17 protein-coding genes and 1 pseudogene are annotated in these 22829 nt (G+C 35.2%); 4 read left to right on the forward strand and 14 right to left on the reverse strand.

Going from position 1 to position 22829, the window contains the following annotated elements; translation table 11 throughout:
• Nucleotides 1-103: 103 nt before the first annotated feature.
• Together parC and parE are read right to left on the reverse strand one after the other, a co-directional pair.
• Nucleotides 104-2515, reverse strand: a complete 2412-nt coding sequence (parC, locus tag SHYC_RS07400) for a DNA topoisomerase IV subunit A (protein ID WP_039645870.1) — start codon at nt 2513-2515, stop codon at nt 104-106.
• On the reverse strand, nt 2515-4509 hold the full coding sequence (gene parE / locus SHYC_RS07405) for a DNA topoisomerase IV subunit B (protein ID WP_039645872.1): 1995 nt from the start codon (nt 4507-4509) through the stop codon (nt 2515-2517). Before parE ends, parC begins: the two co-directional genes overlap by 1 nt.
• Before the next feature lie 212 nt (nt 4510-4721).
• On the opposite strand from parE, the gene plsY reads away from it, so the two are divergent.
• On the forward strand, nt 4722-5303 hold the full coding sequence (gene plsY, locus SHYC_RS07410; protein ID WP_039645874.1) for a glycerol-3-phosphate 1-O-acyltransferase PlsY: 582 nt from the start codon (nt 4722-4724) through the stop codon (nt 5301-5303).
• A gap of 80 nt (nt 5304-5383) precedes the next feature.
• Nucleotides 5384-5683, forward strand: coding sequence for a HesB/YadR/YfhF family protein (locus tag SHYC_RS07415; RefSeq protein ID WP_039645877.1), 300 nt, complete (start codon nt 5384-5386; stop codon nt 5681-5683).
• A gap of 82 nt (nt 5684-5765) precedes the next feature.
• Here SHYC_RS07415 and menI read toward each other — a convergent pair whose 3' ends face one another.
• From menI to SHYC_RS07430, 3 genes are all read right to left on the reverse strand, one after another.
• On the reverse strand, nt 5766-6221 hold the full coding sequence (gene menI, locus SHYC_RS07420; RefSeq protein ID WP_039645879.1) for a 1,4-dihydroxy-2-naphthoyl-CoA hydrolase MenI: 456 nt from the start codon (nt 6219-6221) through the stop codon (nt 5766-5768).
• 244 nt (nt 6222-6465) lie between these two features.
• Nucleotides 6466-9165, reverse strand: coding sequence for an aconitate hydratase AcnA (gene acnA / locus SHYC_RS07425; protein ID WP_039645881.1), 2700 nt, complete (start codon nt 9163-9165; stop codon nt 6466-6468).
• A 275-nt stretch (nt 9166-9440) separates the two neighbouring features.
• Nucleotides 9441-11075 carry a BCCT family transporter gene (locus SHYC_RS07430; RefSeq protein ID WP_039645883.1) on the reverse strand — a complete coding sequence of 545 codons (1635 nt, stop codon included), beginning with the start codon at nt 11073-11075 and terminating at the stop codon, nt 9441-9443.
• Between the two features lie 234 nt (nt 11076-11309).
• Here SHYC_RS07430 and mscL point away from each other — a divergent pair, with 234 nt between their 5' ends.
• Nucleotides 11310-11687 carry a large conductance mechanosensitive channel protein MscL gene (gene mscL / locus SHYC_RS07435; protein WP_039645885.1) on the forward strand — a complete coding sequence of 126 codons (378 nt, stop codon included), beginning with the start codon at nt 11310-11312 and terminating at the stop codon, nt 11685-11687.
• Nucleotides 11688-11757: 70 nt separating this feature from the next.
• Here mscL and sbcC read toward each other — a convergent pair whose 3' ends face one another.
• The 7 genes from sbcC to sosA form a co-directional block, all read right to left on the reverse strand.
• Nucleotides 11758-14790 (reverse strand): exonuclease subunit SbcC, encoded by a 3033-nt coding sequence (gene sbcC, locus SHYC_RS07440; RefSeq protein WP_039645887.1) that lies wholly within the window; start codon nt 14788-14790, stop codon nt 11758-11760.
• 1 nt (nt 14791) lies between these two features.
• Nucleotides 14792-15910 carry an exonuclease subunit SbcD gene (sbcD, locus tag SHYC_RS07445; protein ID WP_039645889.1) on the reverse strand — a complete coding sequence of 373 codons (1119 nt, stop codon included), beginning with the start codon at nt 15908-15910 and terminating at the stop codon, nt 14792-14794.
• 132 nt (nt 15911-16042) lie between these two features.
• Nucleotides 16043-16516 (reverse strand): CcdC family protein, encoded by a 474-nt coding sequence (locus SHYC_RS07450; protein WP_039645891.1) that lies wholly within the window; start codon nt 16514-16516, stop codon nt 16043-16045.
• A 157-nt stretch (nt 16517-16673) separates the two neighbouring features.
• Nucleotides 16674-16913: a YneF family protein gene (locus SHYC_RS07455; RefSeq protein ID WP_037564485.1), complete on the reverse strand. Its 240-nt coding sequence runs from the start codon at nt 16911-16913 to the stop codon at nt 16674-16676.
• A 183-nt stretch (nt 16914-17096) separates the two neighbouring features.
• Nucleotides 17097-19085 carry a transketolase gene (tkt, locus tag SHYC_RS07460; protein ID WP_039645895.1) on the reverse strand — a complete coding sequence of 663 codons (1989 nt, stop codon included), beginning with the start codon at nt 19083-19085 and terminating at the stop codon, nt 17097-17099.
• A gap of 88 nt (nt 19086-19173) precedes the next feature.
• Nucleotides 19174-19410: a DUF896 domain-containing protein gene (locus SHYC_RS07465; protein WP_039645897.1), complete on the reverse strand. Its 237-nt coding sequence runs from the start codon at nt 19408-19410 to the stop codon at nt 19174-19176.
• 214 nt (nt 19411-19624) lie between these two features.
• Complete coding sequence (sosA, locus tag SHYC_RS07470) at nt 19625-19849, reverse strand: DNA damage-induced cell division inhibitor SosA (protein WP_039645899.1); 225 nt, start codon at nt 19847-19849, stop codon at nt 19625-19627.
• Nucleotides 19850-19991: 142 nt separating this feature from the next.
• On the opposite strand from sosA, the gene lexA reads away from it, so the two are divergent.
• A complete protein-coding gene (gene lexA / locus SHYC_RS07475) occupies nt 19992-20615 on the forward strand; it encodes a transcriptional repressor LexA (RefSeq protein ID WP_037564495.1) in 624 nt (207 codons plus the stop codon).
• A gap of 392 nt (nt 20616-21007) precedes the next feature.
• Here the strand turns inward: lexA and tnpA are convergent.
• Nucleotides 21008-21490, reverse strand: a pseudogene (tnpA, locus tag SHYC_RS07480) (IS200/IS605 family transposase).
• Nucleotides 21491-21811: 321 nt separating this feature from the next.
• Nucleotides 21812-22825 carry a CAP domain-containing protein gene (locus SHYC_RS07485; RefSeq protein ID WP_170121165.1) on the reverse strand — a complete coding sequence of 338 codons (1014 nt, stop codon included), beginning with the start codon at nt 22823-22825 and terminating at the stop codon, nt 21812-21814.
• Nucleotides 22826-22829 lie beyond the last annotated feature (4 nt).

Consider the following 22829-nt stretch of genomic DNA (forward strand, 5'->3'; position numbering starts at 1 on the left):
TAATCCCTCTTTACTTATCAAATTTTCAAATATACTCAATTTTAAAAACAACTAGGTTTATTCTACCATTGAATAAGTGAAGTGACTATAAATTTTTTAAAAGCTACTGTATTTCAAGATGCTTAATTTCACCAAATTCAGCCACATCTACGACGAAACTGCCGTTAGTATATTGTTCAGATAAGTGTATATCGTTAATATTTCCGTCAAACTGATTGCTATCAGAACACAATGTAAAAAACGCATGTTCTGGTCGACATACTTTAGCATCTACAATACGATGTGGATTTTTCTTCAATTCCTTAAGTATCGTAATGCCACGCTGTGCACGTTTAGCTGATTGCAGTATAGAAGCTTTTATGCGTTTCAATGCCCCACGGTGTGTAGCAATCAAAATTGTATCATCGTAATCAATTGTATTGACCATGACTACGTAATCTTGATCTTTAAGGTTAATGGCTTTTACACCAGCAGCACGTAATCCCGTGTCAGGTAATTCAGATAATGGATAAGTAAGTGACATACCTTTATGTGTAAATATCGTTAACAACTGTAAATCATTTTTGGCATTGACTTTCATAACAGCTATCACATCATCCCCATCTTTTACTTTAGCAGCAACAAGGGGTTTCGTTGTACGCGTTGATTTAAATCCTGAAAGCAGGCTCTTCTTAATCATACCGTTACGTGTAGCTGTAATAATTGCCTCATCATCCGTAAATTGTGACACTACAAAAGCTTGAACAATACTTTCATCTTCATCAATTGGGACGATTTGTGACACGTGTTGTCCTAAATCTTTCCATTTAATATCTGGCAATTTGTGCACTGCAATAAGTAAATAACGACCTTTAGAGGTAAATACGAGTGCAGTGTCTTGTGTGTTAACCTCTTGGATAGTTAATATGTGATCTTCATCTTTAATACCAATCTCATCTTTGCCACTTGCATTAAAGCTACGCAAAGAAGTTCGTTTAATATAGCCTTCGCGCGTCAAGCTCATCATCACTGTTTCACTAGGGACGATAACCTCTTTATCAATCTTAATCTCAGCAATTTCAGCTTCAATCACCGATAAACGCGGGGATTTAAATTGATTTTTAATCTCAATCAATTCTGTTTTAATGACTTCAAGCAAAGCTCCATGGTCATCCAAAATATGTTTCAATTTAGCAATTAATGTTTCAAGCTCTTTATGTTCATCTTGAAGTGCAACGATATCCGTATTCGTTAAACGATATAACTGTAACATGACAATTGCTTCAGCTTGCTCTTGACTAAATTCAAATTCAGCAACAAGATTATTTTTGGCATCACTTTTGTTTTTTGAGTTTCGAATGATTGCAATCACTTCATCTAAAATAGATAACGCTTTAATCAAGCCTTCAACAATGTGCATTCTCGATTCAGCGTGTTTTAAATCATATTGTGTACGATGTGTTACAACTTCTATTTGATGATTTAAATAACTATCAATCATTGATTTAATGCCCATTAATTTTGGACGACCATCGCTAATTGCAACCATATTAAAATTATATGCAACTTGTAAATCCGTATTTTTAAACAAATAATTTAAAATCGCATTCGCATTTACATCTTTTTTTAACTCTACCGCTACACGTAAACCGCTTCGATCTGTTTCATCACGTACTTCTACAATGCCATCTACCTTTTTATCTGCACGTAACTCGTCAATTTTTTTAACTAAACTACTCTTATTCACTTCATATGGAATTTCCGTAACAATTATTTGTGAACGCCCATTACGTAAAGGTTCTATCTCTGTTTTAGAACGTACGATAATCTTTCCTTTACCAGTCTCATACGCTTTCTTAATACCATCGATACCTTGAATAATACCGCCAGTTGGAAAATCAGGACCTTTAATGTATTTCATAAGCTGTTTTACTGATATATCAGGATTATCTATAAATTTTAACGTCGCTGTAATCACTTCTGATAAATTATGCGGTGGGATGTCCGTAGCATAACCTGCTGAAATCCCCGTGGAGCCATTCACTAGCAAGTTTGGAAAACGTGCTGGCAATACCATAGGTTCCATTTCGGTATCATCATAGTTCGGTACAAAGTCTACAGTGTCTTTATGAATATCACGTAATAATTGTGCCGAAAGTAAGCTTAATTTTGCTTCTGTATAACGCATTGCAGCAGGCGGATCGTTGTCAATACTCCCGTTATTCCCATGCATTTCAACTAAAACATGGCGTAATTTCCAGTCTTGACTGAGACGGACCATCGCATCGTATACCGATGAATCACCATGAGGATGAAATTGTCCAATGACATCCCCGACGGTTTTTGCACTTTTTCGGAAATTTTTATCATACGTATTACCACTTGAATACATCGCGTATAAAATACGACGTTGTACAGGTTTCAAACCATCACGCACATCAGGCAATGCCCGTTCTTGAATGATATATTTACTGTAACGCCCAAATCGATCACCAATAACATCTTCTAATGGTAAACTTTGGATGATTTCAGCCATTATGCATTCTCCTCTTCCGATTCATCATTTAAAATTTGAACTTCGTCATTTTCTAAAATACTTTGGTCTTCTTGCATACCAAATTGTACATGACGTTCAATCCACTCTCGACGTGGGGCAACTTTGTCCCCCATTAGTGTTGACACACGTTTTGAAGAGCGAACTTCGTCTTCAATTTGAACACGAATCAACGTTCGTGTTTCAGGATTCATTGTCGTCTCCCATAGCTGATCTGGATTCATTTCACCAAGACCTTTATAACGTTGTAAAATAAAACCTTTGCCGAATTCTTTTTGCAGTGATGCAAGTTCATCATCAGTCCAAGCATACGCTACTTTTTTATTCTTATTTTTACCTTTTTCTAATTTATACAAAGGAGGTAAAGCAATATATACACGCCCTGCCGCAACGAGCGGTCGCATATATTTAAAGAAGAAAGTAAGTAATAAGACTTGAATATGAGCACCATCTGTATCTGCATCGGTCATAATGATAACACGATTATAATTACTATCTTCAATATTAAAGTCATTTCCAACACCTGCACCAATCGTGTGAATGATGGTGTTAATTTCTTCATTTTTAAAGATATCTTCTAGTTTCGCTTTTTCTGTATTTATGACTTTACCACGTAAAGGTAAAATAGCTTGAAACTTGCGGTCACGTCCAAGTTTAGCAGAACCACCTGCAGAATCCCCTTCGACAAGGTACAGTTCATTTTTGTCTGTATTTTTACTTTGAGCTGGTGTCAGTTTACCAGATAGCAACGTATCTTTACGCTTGTTTTTCTTACCAGAACGCGCATCTTCACGTGCTTTTCTAGCTGCTTCTCTCGCTTGCTGCGCTTTAATTGCTTTTTTAACCAATGCCTTAGACAATTGCCCTTTTTCTTCTAGATAATAAGGCAATTTTTCAGCTACAACTGCATCAACTGCACTTCTTGCTTCAGGCGTTCCAAGTTTTGATTTGGTTTGACCTTCGAATTGCAGGAGATGTTCTGGAATACGCACTGATATGATAGCTGTAAGCCCTTCACGAATGTCGTTACCTTCTAGGTTTTTATCTTTCGCTTTCAAATCCCCAATTCGGCGTGCATAATCATTAAACACACGCGTCATAGCAGTTTTAAAGCCTACTTCATGCGTACCCCCATCTTTCGTACGTACATTATTAACAAAACTCATGATACTTTCTGAATATTGATCGTTATATTGAAAAGATACGTCAACTTCTATCTCGTTGGACTGCCCTTGAAACAATGCTACATCATGAAGTGTCTCTTTTCCTTCATTGACATATTTTACAAATTCCTTAATACCTTCTTCATAATGATATACTCCCGTTCGTGCTTTATCCGCACGACGATCTTCTAAAGTGATTTTTAACCCTTGTAATAAAAAGGCTGATTCTTGTAAACGTTCACTTAACGTATCAAAATTGAATGCGGTCGCATTTTTAAAGATTTCAGGATCTGGTTTAAACGTAACAGTCGTACCAGTTCGTTTCGTTTTACCTTTTGCAATTAATTTAGTTTGTGGCACACCACCATGTTTAAATTGTTGTTCAACAATTTTACCGTCACGGTGAATTTGAACAGTGAGCCATTCACTTAATGCATTCACAACGGACGCACCTACTCCATGAAGACCACCAGAAGTTTTGTATCCACCTTGACCAAACTTACCTCCTGCATGAAGTACAGTAAAAATGACTTCCACAGTAGGTTTACCTGATTGATGCATTCCTATAGGCATACCACGTCCGTTATCGGAAATAGTGATACTTTCGTCTGGATTTATCGTGACATTAATCTCATCACCGTATCCATTTAAAATTTCGTCGACAGAATTGTCTACAACTTCATAAACCAAATGATGTAGTCCACGCTTATCTGTCGATCCAATGTACATTCCTGGTCTTTTACGAACAGCTTCAAGACCCTCAAGTACTTGTATTGCATCATCAGAATAGTTATGATTCGTTTTTGCTGACACTCAATTCCCCTCCTACAAACATACGTTCGTTCATCAAACTATACAATAGTTATTCTTATATAAATCGCATTAAAATGCAAGTCACAATTGGTATTGACCTTTAATTTCATCCATTTATAATGGGAAATTACTTTTTTAGTAACACAAAAAAACATGACGCGTTCAGAAAATATGGTAAAATGGTAGTAGGTACTAAAAGGATGTGAATGTACATGTCAATTTTCCTAGTAATCGTTTTGAGTTACCTTATTGGGGCAATTCCGAGTGGTTATTTAATTGGTAAAATTTTCTTTAAAAAAGATATTCGTCAATATGGTAGCGGAAACACAGGTGCAACAAATAGTTTTAGAGTTTTAGGTAAACCTGCTGGATTCGCTGTTACTTTTTTTGATATTTTCAAGGGTTTTATCGTTGTATTTTTACCCGCATTATTTCATGTAGATATCCATGGTATATTAATTGGTATCTTTGCAATTATCGGCCATGTATTTCCTGTATATTTAAAATTCCGCGGGGGTAAGGCTGTTGCTACAAGCGCCGGTGTGTTGCTTGGTGTTAACCCAATTATGTGCTTAATATTAATCGCCATATTTTTTGGTATTTTATATTTAACAAAATATGTATCACTATCAAGCATTATTGCAGGCATTTGCTGTGTCATTGGTTCTTTTATTATTAATGATAAAATATTATTACTAATAAGCCTAGTTGTAGCATCTTTACTGGTTATCAGACATATCAGTAATATTAAACGCATAATTAAAGGTACAGAACCAAAAATCAAATGGATGTAACCCTTATCGATTTATTTCCTTGAGTTTTCCATATAAAATAAGCTTATACCAAGCCTTATTTACGAGAGGAGTTTTAAAGGATGCAATTAGAATTTACAACTGAAGCAATTGAATGGTTCAAAAAAGAGTTAGAATTACCTCAAGAAGGCAAAGCACTTCATTTTTTTGTTCGCTATGGTGGCGAATTCCAATTAAAACAAGGATTTAGTCCTGCTTTTAATATTGAAAATGTAAAAGATATTGACGAAATTGGATACGAACAAACATTAGATGGCTTATATGTCGTTGTAGCTGAAAAAGACGTATGGTATTTTGATGATGATCAGCTCAATATTGACGTTAAACATGACGAAATTACGTATGAAGCCCAATCAAAATAAAAAACATGAGAACTAGGAACATATCTCTATTTTGTTCCTTATAGAAAAGGTTGAGAAGATGTATTCTCAACCTTTTTTTGATTTAGTTTAATGTCAACTCTTTTTCTACACCTGCTTGGTTTTGCTCATCAACTTTACGATAAACATCAAACCAATTCGGAAAACGTTTATCGAGGCGTAATGGTTTGCGATCATCTTTTGTAATAATGACATTATCAGTAAAACCTGTAGTCACAATTTCACCATTTTCATTATATATTTCATATTGATATCTTGAGCGTAATTTCGAAAATTTTGAAACCCATGTTTTAACAGTTACTTTTTCCGGATACGTCACACTTTTTTTATAGTTAATGTTTAATTCCGTCACAGGTGATACGACACCCTTTTGTTCCATCTCACTGTAATCTAATCCTAATTTGCGAATATAATCTGTACGTGCCACTTCAAACCACGTTGCATAATTCCCGTGATAAATAACACCCATCTGATCTGTTTCTTGATATCGAGATTCTATCTCAGTTAATGCATACAACATATGCCGTCCCTCTTTCTATCATTCATTCACGCCTAGTGTACCATACATCGGTTTTAAATCACGACATAAAACTCTAAGCACTTTGTACAAGGTTATGTTCATTTAAAATGATGCTTATACCATATTGAACATTTAAACATGATGATAAATTTCTAATTGAACGTCAACCTCTTGCGCTATAAACAAACAGGGATGGCACACCTACGTCCATCCCTGTTCAAGATAACATCAATACGATATTGACTTAAGCTAATTTTTTACGTAATACAAGTTGTAAAATACCACCGTGACGATAGTATTCAATTTCAACTTTCGAGTCGAAACGAGCAACTGCATGGAATTCAATTACTTGTCCATCTTCTTTTTTCGCAGTAACTTTCACTTCTTGACCTGGTTGAACCGCTTCAGAGATGTCGACTGAAATGTGTTCTGTTCCATCTAAACCAAGAGTATCTGCAGACTCACCTTGTTTAAATTGTAACGGTAACACACCCATCATCACTAAGTTCGAACGATGAATACGTTCATAACTTTGCGCGATAACTGTTTTCACACCTAAAAGGTTCGTACCTTTCGCTGCCCAGTCACGAGAAGAACCCATACCATAGTCATTGCCAGCTAACACAACAAGACCTGTGCCGTCTTCTTTGTATTTCATCGCTGCATCATAGATTGACATTACTTCTTTTGTTGGCCAATAAGTTGTATAACCACCTTCTGTGCCCGGTGCTAATTGGTTTTTAATACGAATGTTCGCAAACGTACCTCGCACCATCACCTCATGGTTACCTCGACGTGACCCGTATGAGTTAAAGTCACGAGGTGATACACCATTGTCTGTTAAATATTTGCCTGCCGGCGTATCTTTACCGATGGCGCCTGCTGGAGAAATATGGTCCGTCGTTACAGAATCACCAAATTTACCCATGACACGTAAATCACTTAAAGGTTGAATACGACCTGGTTCTTTAGATAAACCTTGGAAAAATGTAGGATTTTGAATATATGTTGATGACGGATCAAAATCATACAATGGTTGATTCGTTGTATCAATTTCGTTCCATAACTCGTTGTTTTCATATACATTTTTATATTCTTCCTTAAATAACTCAGGTGTAACGACGCTATCTACTGTATCAGATACTTCTTGGATTGAAGGCCAAATATCTTTTAAGTAAACGTCATTACCTTGATTATCTTGTCCAAGTGGTTCATTTTGTAAATCTACATCCACTGTACCCGCTAAAGCGTATGCCACTACAAGGGGTGGAGATGCTAAATAGTTCGCTTTAACTAATGGATGGATACGTCCTTCAAAGTTACGGTTACCAGAAAGTACTGATGTCACTAATAAATCTTCTTTAGCTACAGCACGTTCAATTTCCTCTAGTAACGGTCCAGAGTTACCGATACATGTTGTACAACCATAGCCCACTAAGTTAAAGCCTAATTGATCTAAATAGTCTTGTAAACCAGCATCACGTAAGTAACCCGTTACGACTTTCGATCCTGGTGCAAGTGATGTCTTCACATAGTCAGGAACTTTTAAACCTTTTTCTACAGCTTTCTTAGCTAAAAGTCCAGCACCTAACATTACATATGGATTAGATGTATTTGTACAAGATGTAATTGCTGCAATCGCAATATCTCCTGTTTTCATTTCTGTAGAACGACCATCTTTAAATTCAATTGTCGCTTTTTTATCGAATTCACTTTTATCCAAACCATGACCTTGGTTGCCTGCAGGTGCAGTCACCGATTTTTGGAATGCTTCTTTCATATCGCTTAAGAAAATTAAATCTTGTGGACGTTTTGGCCCTGATAATGACGCTTCCACAGTAGATAAATCTAAATCTACAACATCTGTATAGTTAGGTTCTGCAGAGGCATCAAAGTACATATGATTTTCTTTTAAATATTTGTCAACTGTCTCGATTTGTTCTTCGGAACGACCTGTTAAACGTAAATATTTAAGCGTTTCATCATCTACTGGGAAGAAGCCACATGTTGCACCGTATTCAGGCGCCATGTTGGCAATCGTCGCACGGTCAGCCAACGGTAATTTTTCTACTCCAGGCCCGAAAAATTCAACAAATTTTCCAACTACGCCTTTTTTACGTAATAACTCAGTGACACGTAGAGCAAGATCAGTTGCTGTTGCACCTTGAGGAAGTTCATTTGTTAAACGAACGCCAATCACTTCTGGAATTGGGAAATACGAAGGTTGACCAAGCATTCCTGCTTCAGCTTCGATACCACCAACACCCCAACCTAATACACCAAGACCATTAATCATTGTTGTATGTGAGTCAGTACCCACTAATGTATCTGGGAATGCAACATGTTCTCCTTCATTTTCACGAACGTGAACAACATTCGCTAAATATTCGAGGTTCACTTGGTGTACAATACCTGTCGCAGGCGGTACCGCATTGTAATTTTCAAAAGCTTTAGTTGCCCAATTTAAAAATTGGTAACGTTCATAGTTGCGTTCAAATTCTAATTTCATATTGCGTTCAAGTGCATCTGGTGATGCGTAGCTGTCAACTTGTACTGAATGGTCAATGACTAAGTCAACAGGTACTTCAGGATTGATTTTAGATAAATCGCCACCTACATCATCCATTGCCTTACGTAATGATGCCAAATCTACTACCGCAGGAACACCTGTAAAGTCTTGTAAAATAACACGTGATGGTTTAAAAGGCACTTCCCCTTTGGTATTTTCTTTACCAAAAGTAGACAATGCTTTAATATGATCATCCGTAATCACGAAACCATCTTCTTGACGTAAAACAGATTCTAAAAGTACACGAATAGAGTATGGCAAACGATGAATTTCTGTTAAACCTTGTTCTTCTAATGTTTTAAGGTCATAATAAGTTAACGTTTTACCATTCACTTGAAACGACTTTTTAGCTTGCTCTTTTAAATTTGAAGCCATAGAATATCCCCCCTGATATTTTTATATGCCGTTAATATAATTGTATAATTATCCTTCTATGAAAACAACTCTAGACGTACGAAAAGCTTTAATTCGATGTTTCGACTTTCTAATCGGTAACCATAAACAAAAGTTATCAATAAAATAAAGTGTAATAAGTATATTTTATGCTAACGCATCCTTACGTTTTTAGTCATTAAGATATTCATCTCTCATATACAAAAAACCTGATGACAAAGATCTACCTCGTCATCAGGTTTATTATAAGTTTTTACTTATCTTTCAGTATCACGTAATGACTTACGTCTGGAAATTAGTTCGTCTTCATAATCATTACGAGAATTTTCAACATATTCTTTTAAACGATGCTTGTTAGGCGTTAATGTTAAACCTAAGAATTTACGCTCTTTGTTCGCATCTTTATAAAAACTAATCATCATTAATATGACAACAAAAGAGAACGGCAATGCACTAATAATCGCTGCATTTTGTAGTGCAGTAAGACCTGCTTCACCATCACCGCCACCTGAAAGTAAAAGGACAAATGCAATTAGCGATTGTGCCACACCCCATGTCACTTTTACAAATGCACTTGGATTTTGAGAACCAAATGTCGTTTGCATACCAAGTACAAATGTCGCTGAATCAGCAGAAGTGATGAAGAATGATGCAATTAATAGTAACGCAATAATGGAAAGCACCATCCCCATAGGTAAATGGTGGAACACACCGAATAATTGCGTTTCAACAGACATGTCGTAAATTTCTTTATGTTTTTTAGCAGTTTCGATACCAAGAACACCGAACACACTAAACCAAATGAAGCTTACAATAACGGGTACAAGTAATACACCAGAAATAAATTCACGAATTGAACGTCCTTTTGATACACGTGCAATAAATACACCTACAAACGGACTCCAACTTAACCACCAACCCCAGTAGTAAAGTGTCCAACTTGCCATCCATTCACGTTTTTGTGGATTCATCGCTGCTGCATCAAAACTATTAAATAAGAAAGAATTCAATAAGCTTCCCGTAGAACTAGTTAACATATTTAAAATTAAAATTGTCGGTCCAATAAAAAGTGCAGATAATAATAAAATAGTACCTAAACCAATATTTAAATTACTTAAATATTGAATCCCTTTACTGAGTCCAGACCAAGCGCTCATAATAAATAAAATGGTAACAACAACAATAATAACCGATTGTGTCACAATATTATTTGGAACGCCAAATAAATAATGTAAACCACCGGCAATTTGAAGCGCGCCCATACCTAATGATACGGCAACCCCGACCACAGTAGCAAAAACGGCTAAGACGTCAATAAATGTACCAATTGGGCCATCAACACGATCACCTAAAATCGGACGTAACGTTTTAGATAATAACCCAGGCTCACCTTTTCTAAATTGTGCGTAAGCAAGTGCAAGTGCCACAACACCATATACCGCCCATGCATGGAAGCCCCAATGGAAGAACGTAGAACGGAGCGATTCTGTAAATGCTGCTGTGGATTTAGGGTCCGCATTTGGTGGTGATGCAAAGTGCGCTAAAGGCTCTGCAGCACCATAGAATACAAGACCAATTCCCATACCAGCACTAAATAGCATCGCAAACCATGATACTGTGTTAAATTCAGGTTTATCATTCGGTCTCCCGAGCTTTAATTTGCCGATCGGGCTAAAAATTAAAAAGATACAAAAGAAAACAATCACTGTTGTTAAGATCAGATAATACCAACCTAATGTATTCGTTATCCAAGCTGTAATCATAGATGTAAATCCACCGAATTGTTTTGGAATAAATACCCCAATTAAAACAATCGCAAAGATTATAATTGAACTAAATATAAATACTGGTGAAAACTTCTTACCATTTTCGTTTGGATTTGAAGTATTCATATCAATACCTACTCCCTTTCTCCATATTAAATTTTCAAAGATATACGCATTTTTTGATTAACGTTTTAATTAAGCACAAAAATGCAATCGTCATATATACAATAACAAAACACAATAACATATTCAACGTAGCATATAAAAATGAGTTTATATAGCAAAATTGCGTCTTGCAATATTATGTCTTTGATGTATAATTCTTAAAGTGTTGCAAATCACAATCAGGGGGAGAATATCATGTTAAAAGAATTTAAAGAATTTGCATTAAAAGGCAATGTACTTGAATTGGCAGTAGCTGTAGTTATGGGGGCTGCTTTCAACAAAATCGTGACATCTCTCGTAGAAAATGTCATTATGCCTTTAATCGGTCTTTTATTTGGTGAAATTGATTTTGCTAAAAACTGGACAATTTACGGAATTAAGTATGGTATTTTTATTCAATCTATCATTGACTTCATTATTATCGCTTTTGCGCTATTTATCTTCATTAAAATCGCTAACACACTTGTTAAGCCTAAAAAAGTTGAAGAAGAAATTGAAGAAGAAGTTGAAGAAAGTACAGTTTTATTAACTGAAATTCGCGACTTATTACGTGAACAAAATAAAAAGGCTTAATTATTTTAAGCATGAAAAAGCGGCGTTTAAATGTAAAAATTTAACGCCGCTTTTTTGAGTTTTTTCATCATTATTCATTAAAAGTTAGCGAGGTAAAACTTTGATAATTTTTCGCTTTCACTTCTAATATGATTGGAATTCTATTTTTAAGCTCTGTCACATGCGAAATAATGCCCACGAGTCGACCAGTAGACTGCAATTGAATTAGTGTATCTAACGCGGTTTCTAACGTTTCTTGATCTAATGTACCAAAACCTTCATCAATAAACATCGCATCTAATGAAATTCCACCTTGTTCATTTTGAACTATTTCACTCAAACCTAACGCCAATGCAAGAGAAGCTTGAAACGTTTCCCCACCTGAAAGAGATGTAATATGCCGTGTTTGGTTAGAATAATAATCAAATACTTCTATTTCTAACCCACTATATCCACGTCCTTTTTCAGTTTTACGCACTAACTCATACCGTTGCCCCGTCATATGACGAAAGCGCTTATTGGCAGCATCTAAAATATGTTCTAAATAATAGATGAGTACATAATTTTCCAAAGTTAATTTAAGATTGTTTTTACCAGAAATCACTTCTGATAAATTAAAAATTGCACGATGCTCCTTTAAGATTTGTTGTATGTAGCGAATTAGGGCCTCAATCTTTCGGATTCTCTTTTTATTTTCTTGAACTTGAAAAGCAGTTTCATTATACCGCTGGGTGATGTTATTAACATGTTCTTGAATATCATCATATTGCACTTGAAGTTCATTAATATCGTCAACAGGTAACGCCTCTAATTGATGTGTAAGTGTTTCTTTTTGAGCAGTCCACTTTTGCACCTCATTATGATACGACGATACGCGTCTTTCATAATTTTCAATATGCTTTGCTTCAGAAGTTAAATCACGCAATTGATTGAATGATTCTAACTTTAATTTTTTCATTTCAGTTTTAACAGTGGCATCGACGTGTTGATAACGTTCTTGATTCATTTGATATTTCGCTTTTTGATGTTTTAAATCATTTTCAATAATCAAGATTTGTTCATTCAATGATTGAATGTTTGTTTGAACACGATTTCGTTCCTTTTGAAACGCATTCACATCTTTTTCTATTTTTACATATGAAGCTTTAAACGTTGAAAAGTTATCAAAACGCGTTATTTTTTTAAATTGAGTCACTTTTTGAACCGCATGTTCACGCACATAGTTGTTTTTATCAATTTCAATCTGCAGTTGCTGGATGAGTTTTTCTACATGTTGTTGCTGTTCTTTTAAGGTATTAACTTGTTGTTGTTGCTTTGTCAACTGCACGATTTGCGTTTCGTTGTCTGATTTTTGCTTTAACACCTTTTGCTTTTGACATTCTGGGTTGTCAATCGATTCAAGCTCTAATAATTGTGCATCAATATGTTTCAATGTTGCTTGTTGTTCAATACACTTCTTCTCAAGTTGATGAATTCTTGTATCGAATCGCTTATTTTCTTCTAATTGTTTTTTTAACAATTGAACATTCACACCCGCATGCGTATCCCTAACGATTTGACCACAAACAGGGCACGGATCATCTAAAGACAACATTGAGCGTAATGTATCTATCATATGATCATGTGACACCATCGATTGATCTTTTTCGGTTATGCCATGCCTTTGTGAAGATAACTGTTCGATTTTTTGCTCAAGAGAAGTAAGAGATGCTTTTAATTCTCCTTGTTGTTGGGTTAATTGACATTTACGTCGATAGTCTTGTTCAATAACCTCAATTTTGTCTAACTGACTTCTTAATCTAAATTGTATTTCTTTTAGATGCTCCAAGTGAGAAAAATCTGTTGCTGACCCCTGTAATCCTGTCTCTAGCTCTTTCAATTGTGTTTTGTAGGTTTCAACTTCTTTGTATAATTGTTCATTCCTCTGTAATAATGATGATTCATTCTCGAAAGCTTCTATAATATCTTGAGCATTTTGAATATAATGATGCGTTGATTTTAAAAGCTCTATTTTTGTATCAATGTCTGTTTGTTGTTGGTCAAGTTCTCCCTTTTTTTGCTGATAATGTTGTAATCTTGTTTGTTGCGCTTTTAAGTTTTCATCTAAAGTATCTAATTTCGCCTGATTGTTTTCGATTTCTTTTTCTAATTGTTCTAATTCATTTAGTGCATGTATGGCCAATTGACTCTCTTTTAATATATGTAATTTTTGTTCTAATTGCGTGATTTCACCACTTTGTTCATATAAAGATGTCAACGTTTGATCGATGTCTTTTAAATCAGAAGATAATTGCTGTCTCATATTTTCTTGATCAACTTTTGCTTTTATTTGCGCCAATCGTGTTTCAGTGGATGTTTTTTTTGATGATAAGCGCATAATTTCACGGTGGCCGATCTCCTCAAAGTCAGATAAGCATGTTTCTATTTGAGTGTACTGCGAGACATTCGTTTCAAGATGACGTTTTAAATTATCATTGTCAAGCGCATACATATCTTGCCAATAAGTACTTAATCGATCGTATGTTTTATCCATATCTTCTTGAATAGACTTGGTTTTATCTTTTAAATTGTTTTTTAAGTCTTCATACATGACTGTATTAAATAGTGTACGCAAAATCGTTTGCTTATCCTGACTTTTTGACACTAGAAATGATTTAAACTCACCTTGAGGTAATATAAACAATTGACGAAACTGATCGACTTTTAAATTCATTAATGATTGCAAATAGGCATTGCCTGGATTAATTTTGCTCTCTTGAAGTACATATTGTGTATCTTCACGTTTATACACTTCAAGAATACCTTGTGTTTCACTTTTTTTATTCGGTTTTGTAAAAGTCGCAGAACGTATCACTTTATAGCGTTGGTGTTGCACGTCAAATTCATACGTCACTTTTAATGGCACGTCAGGAGAAGCAAAGTGGCTTCGCAATTGTGCGACTTCACGGGACGATGTTGACGCTCTACCATATAAGGCATAAACTATCGCATCAAAAATCATCGTTTTACCAGAGCCTGTTTTACCACTAATCAAAAAAAGTTGATTCGTTTCAATTTGTGTAAAATCAATTTCTTCATTTAAAAAAGGGCCAAAATTCTCTAACTTTAAACGAATCGGTTTCATCTTATTCCTCCTCTTCGTAGTGATTTAAAAAGGCTTTCACTTCTTTCATTTGAATCTCATCTAATCCATCATCCATGAGTTCTTTATAAAAAGTATCTATAATTTCAATAGGTTTCATTTTTTTAATATTGTGAGAGGCTTTCACATGTTTCGTCGATTCATACTCTTGTTGTGTGAGTGCCAAGGTGTTCGGAAACACTTTTTTAAGTTGTTGCATTGGATCTTTAACCATTTCAAGCTCTGATAAACTGAAATGAAAATAATCGTCTTTGTTAGTATGTTTAAAACGACCGTTTATTGCATCATCAAACGTCGTTTCAACATATTGGAGTTGCCTTTCTGAGGTCAACGGTATAAACGTTTGAGTATAATCATCTTTATTAAAAGTGAAACATCTCATTCCTTTAGTTTGGTTGACTTCAGAAAACGAATACTGTAATAACGAGCCACTATAATAAATATCATTTTGATTTAAAGCAAAAGGGTGATGAATATGCCCTAACATTACTGCGTCAAATAACGACACACAATGTGGACGCACACTTTCAATCGTCCCAACAGTGAGTTCTCTTTCGGAATCACTTTTTGGTGCACCAAATAAAGTAAAATGTCCAATCAACACATTTTGCTTTGAGGCATCTATCTGAGGCTTAATACGTTCTACAAGTTGTGTAATAGTTTCTTCATATGTTGAAACTTCCACACCTAAAAAAGCTCTCGCTTCTGCCAGTGTAAAAAAGGGCAACGTATAAAAACACACATTTCCTAAAGTAATTGGTTTTTCAAAATCAGCTAATTCCGTACGAATGTATAGTTGATTCTGTTTGAACCAGTGTGCACCATATCGTAAACGCTCTTTACCATCGTGGTTACCATTTGTAATAATCATTGGTATTTTTAAGTCTATATTTAAACGTGCAATCGTGCGTTCCATTAATTCAATAGCTCGTTTACTTGGCATTGCAGTATCAAATATATCTCCTGCTATAATCAGCACATCAGGATTTTCTTTTTCAACTTTTTTCACAAATTCCTCTAAAATAGCGCACTGATCTTCTAGAAACGAGTGACCATTTAACACTTTTCCTAAATGCCAATCTGCTGTATGTATCACTTTCATCTTATCACTCCAGAACATTTGTTCTATATTATTTTAATAAAGGCTATAAGCCATTGCAAGTAAAAACCGAGCTCATTTTAGCATGTCATTCTCATGCTATAATAAACAAGCTCGGTTTAAATGATATCCATTTTATGAAGCATTTCCTAACTGACGTTTTATATTTCTATAACGTAATAACATCGCAAGTCGCCATGGTAATAACATACTAAATGCTAATAAGAAAAACATCCCTGCCAATTCACCCGGATGGACTGAGTTACCAATATAAACTTTTAATAACGTCCGCATTATTAACAACGATACTAAAATAATTGGAAAGGCTTTTGATTTTTTTAAATAAATTTGGTGGTTTTTCACTTCAAAGTGTGACGTAAGGATTAATATCGATGAAAAAATAAACCCTACGATAACGGATTCTAAAATTTCTAAACCCGTTAATCTAAAATAAGGCACTACATACATCAATGCCCCTGTTGCCATAAAAAGCGGTGGCAACATGATTTTTTTAGTATTGACAGGATATTTTTGCGCTTTCACACGAATAAAAATAACGATAGCGCTCATAAAAAAGGCGACAAGAATTGAAAATACTAAAAACGTCATACATAAATCTCCTTTGTAGTTAACCAATAATAAGCGTATTATATCATACTAAAAAGCGAAACGTCATTGAAGTGCGCTCAATCATATTGACGCGCATAAAAAAAGACTCGGAAACTATCTCACTTCCGAATCTTTTTTAACATTTAAATGTTGGACATTAAAACTTTTTGTCCATGTTTTTATTCATCATTGTCATCATTTGATTAATTTTTTTCTGTGATGGTTTTTGACCCATTTGCATCATCATCATACGTAACATTTCTTCGTTAATTGGAGGATTTTTCTTTAAATAATCCATCATATATTTACGTGCGAGGAAAAAGCCACCTACAAGTCCAATGATAAGTGCAAGTACAATTAATACGATTGCCAACCATGTAGCCATTATTTCACCCACTTTCTCTATCCTTTTGCATTTTACTAAAATTGGTACAAGTTTTCAAGGTCATTCCAATACTTTCATGAAAATAGAGAGCGGACATAAACGTCTCGCCCTCTATCCATAGGAAATCGTCTATAATGTGGAAACCACCGATTATAGTTTTACGTTGAAATACATCATTTAAAATAACTATGACAATTATAATGATTCGATTTGAGAAAGAATATTTTCTTTAGTGAAACCATATTTTTCAACTACTAAATCTCCAGGCGCACTTGCACCATAACGGTCAATACCAACAACAATACCTTTCATACCTACATATTTATGCCATCCAAGCGTTGCACCCATTTCAACTGCAACACGTTTAGATACTTCTGGAAGTAATACCTCTTCTTGATAAGCTTTCGACTGTTGTTCAAATGCATGCCAGTTTGGCATTGACACGACACGTACACCTTTACCACGTTGCTCAAGATCTTTCGCAACTTCAATAACTAAGCTCACTTCAGAACCCGAAGCTAACAATACGTATTCTGGTGCTTTTTCTGTTTCATATACAACGTAAGCCCCTTTACGTACACCTTCTTCAAGTTTTGATTCTTCGACATCTAACACTGGTAATCCTTGACGTGTTAATACGAGTGCTGTAGGTGTGTTGTTAGATTCTAAGGCAACTTTCCAAGCGACACGTGTTTCATTGCCATCTGCTGGACGAATCACGTTTAAGTTAGGGATCGCACGTAAACCAGCTAATTGCTCAATTGGTTCGTGTGTTGGACCATCTTCACCAACCGCAATCGAATCATGCGTGAAAATGAACGTTGAACGCACACCCATAATAGAAGAAAGACGTAACGCTGGTTTTAAGTAATCACTAAATACAAAGAAAGTTGCACCATAAGGATGTAACCCCCCGTGTGCTGCCATACCATTCACTGCAGCTGCCATCGCAAATTCACGCACACCAAACCAGACATTTTTACCTGTGCCATCTTCTGCAGAGAAGTCGCCTTCAGCTTTAACGTTCGATTTATTTGATGACGCTAAGTCAGCTGAACCACCGAAGAATGAAGGTACAGATTTACCAATGGCTTGAATGATTTCTCCAGAATCTGCACGAGAAGCCGCTTTGTGACCTAACTCGAAACGTGGTAACGCTTCGTCATAGTTTTCAGGTAATTCTCCTGCAATGGCTAATTTAAACTCTTTCGCAAGTTCAGGATATTTTTCAGCATATGCTTCCAAATCTTTTTTCCATGCAGCTTCATGTTCGTCTGCACGTTTGATCATCGTTTCATTAAAGATTTCATACACACTATCATCCACTTGGAATGTTTGAGTCGCGTCTAATTCATAATTTTTGAATGTTAATTCACGTTCTTCTTCACCTAGTGGTGCACCGTGAGAACTGTGACTGTTAGATTTATTTGGAGAACCATAACCAATGATTGTTTTTACTTCAATGATTGTAGGTCCTTCTTGAGATTTTGCTTTTACAATTGCGTTGTTGATGGCTTCCATATCATTACCGTCTGTAACAAGGATATGATTCCAACCATACGCTTCAAAACGTTTTTTAATGTCTTCAGAGAAAGACTTATTTGTTTTGCCGTCTAAGGAAATATCATTTGAGTCATATAAAGTGATTAGTTTATCTAATTTTAGATGACCCGCTAAAGATGCAGCTTCATGAGAAATTCCTTCCATTAAGTCGCCATCAGAAGCTAATACGTAAGTATAATGATCTACAACAGAAATATCATCTTGATTGAATTTTGCAGCTAAGTGTTTTTCAGCCATTGCCATACCTACTGACATAGCAAAACCTTGACCTAGTGGCCCTGTTGTAATTTCTACACCTTTTGTATGGTTGTATTCAGGATGTCCTGGTGTTTTGGAATCCCACTGTCTAAATTGCTTTAACTCTTCTAATTCTAAGCTGCCAGAAACGTGAAGCAAGCTATATAAAAGTGCAGAACCATGACCCGCAGATAAAACAAAACGGTCGCGATTGAAATACGTATTAGAATTAGGATTAAAATTTAAATGTTGCGTCCAAAGTGTGTAAGCCATTGGTGCAGCACCCATTGGTAAACCAGGGTGACCAGAATTCGCTTTCTCAATTGCATCAATGCTAAGCGCACGGATGGTATTTACTGCATGTGTGTCTTTTTGTCCAAACATATTATGACTTCCTTTCTATTTGCTACTAGGGTTATTATACCTTATATCCACGTATAAAACCTATAATTTCTTTTGTATAAACAGTGAACTAACGACGTGTATGATTTTGCTTTTGAATTTCTTTTAATTTTTTAGGTGTCACGTCATTACCCTCAGGGTCAATCACTTTAGTATGTTCGATTTGATCTTTAAAACTATTTCGAAATGAAGCAAGATATTCACTTCTTAAGCGTGATTGTTCTTTTGCTTCAGCTTCGGTCAAACCTTCACTTTTCTTTTTCTTTGCTAGTGCATTAATACGCTGTAATTTTTCTTGACTAAGCATATATGAAAACCTCCGTCAATATTCTCTACAAAATATAACAGAAAAGACGCATAAAACCAACCGCCATGACTCATAACTTGAATTAAAAAAGACAATGTGAAACGTCATACATCATTTCACATCGTCCTCAGAAAATCTCTATATTTATTAGTTTTTAGTTTCATTACTGTGTGCCTCATTTCTATGTCTTTATATCATATGTTCGAATTTAAATCTATCGAACTGTCACAGCGAGCACATTTTGTTGATCCTTTGATTTTTGTTCGTATTTTTGTACGTGTTCCGTTTGATTAGAATTAATTTGATGGTCTGTCATTTCGTACGTTTGTTCTGTATGCGCAGTTTGACTTGTCATTATAAAGAATACGAAAAAGATAATCATAGAAGCAACAAAAACAGATACATATAGATATATTTCATTTAATTTCACTTTCATCATTATCAACATCTCCTAGAACATTTGTTTGTGTAATTACTTTAACAGAACGAATGTTCTGTGTCAACATAAAACGAACAAATGTTTGTTCTGTTCGGATAACTATGCTATAATGTACATAAATCATGCAAAGGAGTGTAATCTAATGAGAGAACTGACAAAAAGACAAGAAGAAATATTTGAATTTATCAAACATATTGTTCAAACGAAAGGTTATCCGCCAAGTGTTCGTGAAATTGGAGAAGCTGTTGGATTGGCTTCAAGTTCAACCGTGCACGGCCATTTATCACGCCTTGAAGAGAAAGGTTACATCCGTCGTGACCCTACAAAACCTCGAGCAATCGAAATCGTAAGTGAGCTCATGGGTGAACCAGTAAATATGGAAGAAACAATTTATGTACCCGTTATCGGTAAAGTTACCGCTGGTACGCCGATTACTGCTGTGGAAAATGTTGAAGAATATTACCCACTTCCTGAACACTTTACTTCTACACATAATGGCCAAATCTTTATTTTAAATGTTGTAGGAGACAGTATGATTGAAGCTGGCATTTTAGATGGCGATAAAGTAATCGTAAGAAGCCAATCAATCGCAGAAAATGGCGATATCATTGTAGCAATGACGGAAGATGATGAAGCCACAGTAAAACGTTTCTATAAAGAAAAAAATCGTTATCGCTTACAACCTGAAAATAGTAGTTTAGATCCTATCTACTTAGAACATGTCACTGTGCTAGGTAAAGTAGTAGGCCTATTTAGAGAACTGTAATTCAATGAGATCTCCTTTGCTTATATAAAAGGGGCTGGTAATTATGTCCCAGCCCCTTCTCAATTACTTCACGTTCAATGTTAAAAAATTCGTTTATTTATGATAGTGGTATTTAAACAAATCATCATACATTTCAAAATCATTGTCAACATTAATTTTATATCCTTTAATAACATTAGTAATTAGGTTACATTCATATTAAGTTTTAGGCACTTTATCTCATTCCAGTCTAGTTCCTTTCATAGCTATTACATTTTATATAAAATCAAAACTACCCGTGTGAACGGGTGGTTTGTTCTGCGGTTGAAAGCCTCTGTTACTGACCAGCCATTGTAAGGGCACTGGAAAGATCAGCCAACTGTACTACTTTCTCAGCGACCCCTAAAAGGGTCCTATTTTTTTCTAAACTTTTTATTTTCTTTCCCTGTGAATGGGTCTATATATTCCATCATTGTGAGTTGTTCTGCAACGATATCCTCTTGTAATTGATTTCGAATGTATTCTTCTATTACCTTTTTATATCTTCCAACTGTATCTACTTAAAATCCTTTACACCAAAACTTCCTATTACCATATTTATATTTCAAATGTGCATGTTTATCAAATATCACTAAGCTACTCTTACCTTTTAAATATCCTACAAATTGAGAAACACTCCGTTTTGGAGGTATACTCACAAGCATATGAATATAATCTTTACATGCTTCAGCTTCTATGATTTCAACACCTTTTCTTTCACATAGTTGTCTCAGAATTATTCCGATATCTCTTTTTAATTTTCCATATATTATTTGTCTTCTATATTTTGTTGCGAAAACTATGTGATACTTACAATTCCATTTTGTATGTGCTAAACTGTTTGTGTCGTTAGACATTATGGCATCTCCTCGTATAGTTAATTTTGGTTGGCTGACCAAGTTTTATTCTATCATGAGGAAATGCCGATTTTAATACAACGGTGAAACCTCTCCGGAACCATACGCATAGCGCATGGTTTACTTTTATATAATAAGAAAAGCGTAAGACGATAGCTATCGCCTTACGCTTCTTTCTTATTTAATATTTCTTTAACACGTTCTAGAATATCCTTAGTTTGTTGTTCGATATTGGGCATATCTTGAACTTTCATATTATAAGTATTCATACTATCAACCTCATTTGATTGATTTTTTCCCAATATTAAACGGCGTTAAACATTATCCAGTATAATTTTCAGTCCAATAAGGTTGTTTATTTTTATTGAAGTCTACCCCTACACCAAGTGTGGATACATTAGGATGTAGGATGTTTTTTCGGTGACCTGCAGAATTCATCAACCCTTGGTGCGCAAAGATTGCACTTTGTTGACCATAAGCAAGGTTTTCCGCTGCTGTTCTATACTGGTGTCCATCTTTTTTCATACGATCAAATGGTGATTCACCTTTTAAATTCGTATGTTCAAAATACTGATTCACTGCCATATCATGACTATGTTTACGTGCAGTGTCAGCTAACGCTTCAGAGTAGTTTAATGCTTTTAAATTGTTTTGTACGCGTGTTGCATTGACTAAATAATAGTCTAGTTTTTCATAACTTTGAGCTAAACCTTTTGAAGGGGCACCATACTGACCATTTAATCGGTTTTCCATCTCTTTACTCACTTGTAAAAGCGCAGTTAACTGATTGCTACGATGTTTATCATAAAATGCAGTTGTATAGATGCCATCTTTCTCAAACACATCATATTCATCGTTATTTTGGCGGTATAATGTATTTCCTTTTTTGATTCCTTCAAGGGGTTTACCTAATTTATCACGCACCACATTTTGTGGTGTGTTGTATTTAATACCTGATTTAGAAGTAATGATATTTTGATTCGTAAATAAACCATGAACTTTACCATTAATATAACTTACTAAGATAAAGTCATTAAACTTGTTATGATATACATGCCATTTTGTACCGTATTCATTATCAAGTACAGCTGATGCTTTACCGAGTTTCGCCTCTACATCTTTTTGTGACATGTTAATCTGAATGTTGCGTATCGCAAACGCTTGTTGATCTGGAGTCTTTAATGCTGTATGTGATTTATTACTGTCAACAAGTTGATCTACTTTGGTAGTAACAGGTTGCGCCAATTTTTGTGTCGCATCTGTAGGTTGAACCGGAATCGTTAATACAATGACAAAACCGAGTATGAGAAAAGATATGAATGATTTAATAGAAATCCAC

This window comes from Staphylococcus hyicus, assembly GCF_000816085.1.
In the GTDB taxonomy this organism is placed as follows: Bacteria; Bacillota; Bacilli; order Staphylococcales; family Staphylococcaceae; genus Staphylococcus; species Staphylococcus hyicus.

Bases quoted from the DNA above. Each gene is read 5' to 3' on its own strand.
- menI (WP_039645879.1), bottom strand. From the start codon at position 6,221: ATGTTGTATGCATTAACTGAGATAGAATCTCGATATCAAGAAACAGAT.
- SHYC_RS07415 (WP_039645877.1), top strand. From the start codon at position 5,384: ATGCAATTAGAATTTACAACTGAAGCAATTGAATGGTTCAAAAAAGAG.
- tkt (WP_039645895.1), bottom strand. From the start codon at position 19,085: ATGTTTGGACAAAAAGACACACATGCAGTAAATACCATCCGTGCGCTT.
- mscL (WP_039645885.1), top strand. From the start codon at position 11,310: ATGTTAAAAGAATTTAAAGAATTTGCATTAAAAGGCAATGTACTTGAA.
- plsY (WP_039645874.1), top strand. From the start codon at position 4,722: ATGTCAATTTTCCTAGTAATCGTTTTGAGTTACCTTATTGGGGCAATT.
- SHYC_RS07430 (WP_039645883.1), bottom strand. From the start codon at position 11,075: ATGAATACTTCAAATCCAAACGAAAATGGTAAGAAGTTTTCACCAGTA.
- sbcC (WP_039645887.1), bottom strand. From the start codon at position 14,790: ATGAAACCGATTCGTTTAAAGTTAGAGAATTTTGGCCCTTTTTTAAAT.
- sbcD (WP_039645889.1), bottom strand. From the start codon at position 15,910: ATGAAAGTGATACATACAGCAGATTGGCATTTAGGAAAAGTGTTAAAT.
- parC (WP_039645870.1), bottom strand. From the start codon at position 2,515: ATGGCTGAAATCATCCAAAGTTTACCATTAGAAGATGTTATTGGTGAT.
- acnA (WP_039645881.1), bottom strand. From the start codon at position 9,165: ATGGCTTCAAATTTAAAAGAGCAAGCTAAAAAGTCGTTTCAAGTGAAT.
- SHYC_RS07465 (WP_039645897.1), bottom strand. From the start codon at position 19,410: ATGCTTAGTCAAGAAAAATTACAGCGTATTAATGCACTAGCAAAGAAA.
- sosA (WP_039645899.1), bottom strand. From the start codon at position 19,849: ATGATGAAAGTGAAATTAAATGAAATATATCTATATGTATCTGTTTTT.
- SHYC_RS07450 (WP_039645891.1), bottom strand. From the start codon at position 16,516: ATGACGTTTTTAGTATTTTCAATTCTTGTCGCCTTTTTTATGAGCGCT.
- lexA (WP_037564495.1), top strand. From the start codon at position 19,992: ATGAGAGAACTGACAAAAAGACAAGAAGAAATATTTGAATTTATCAAA.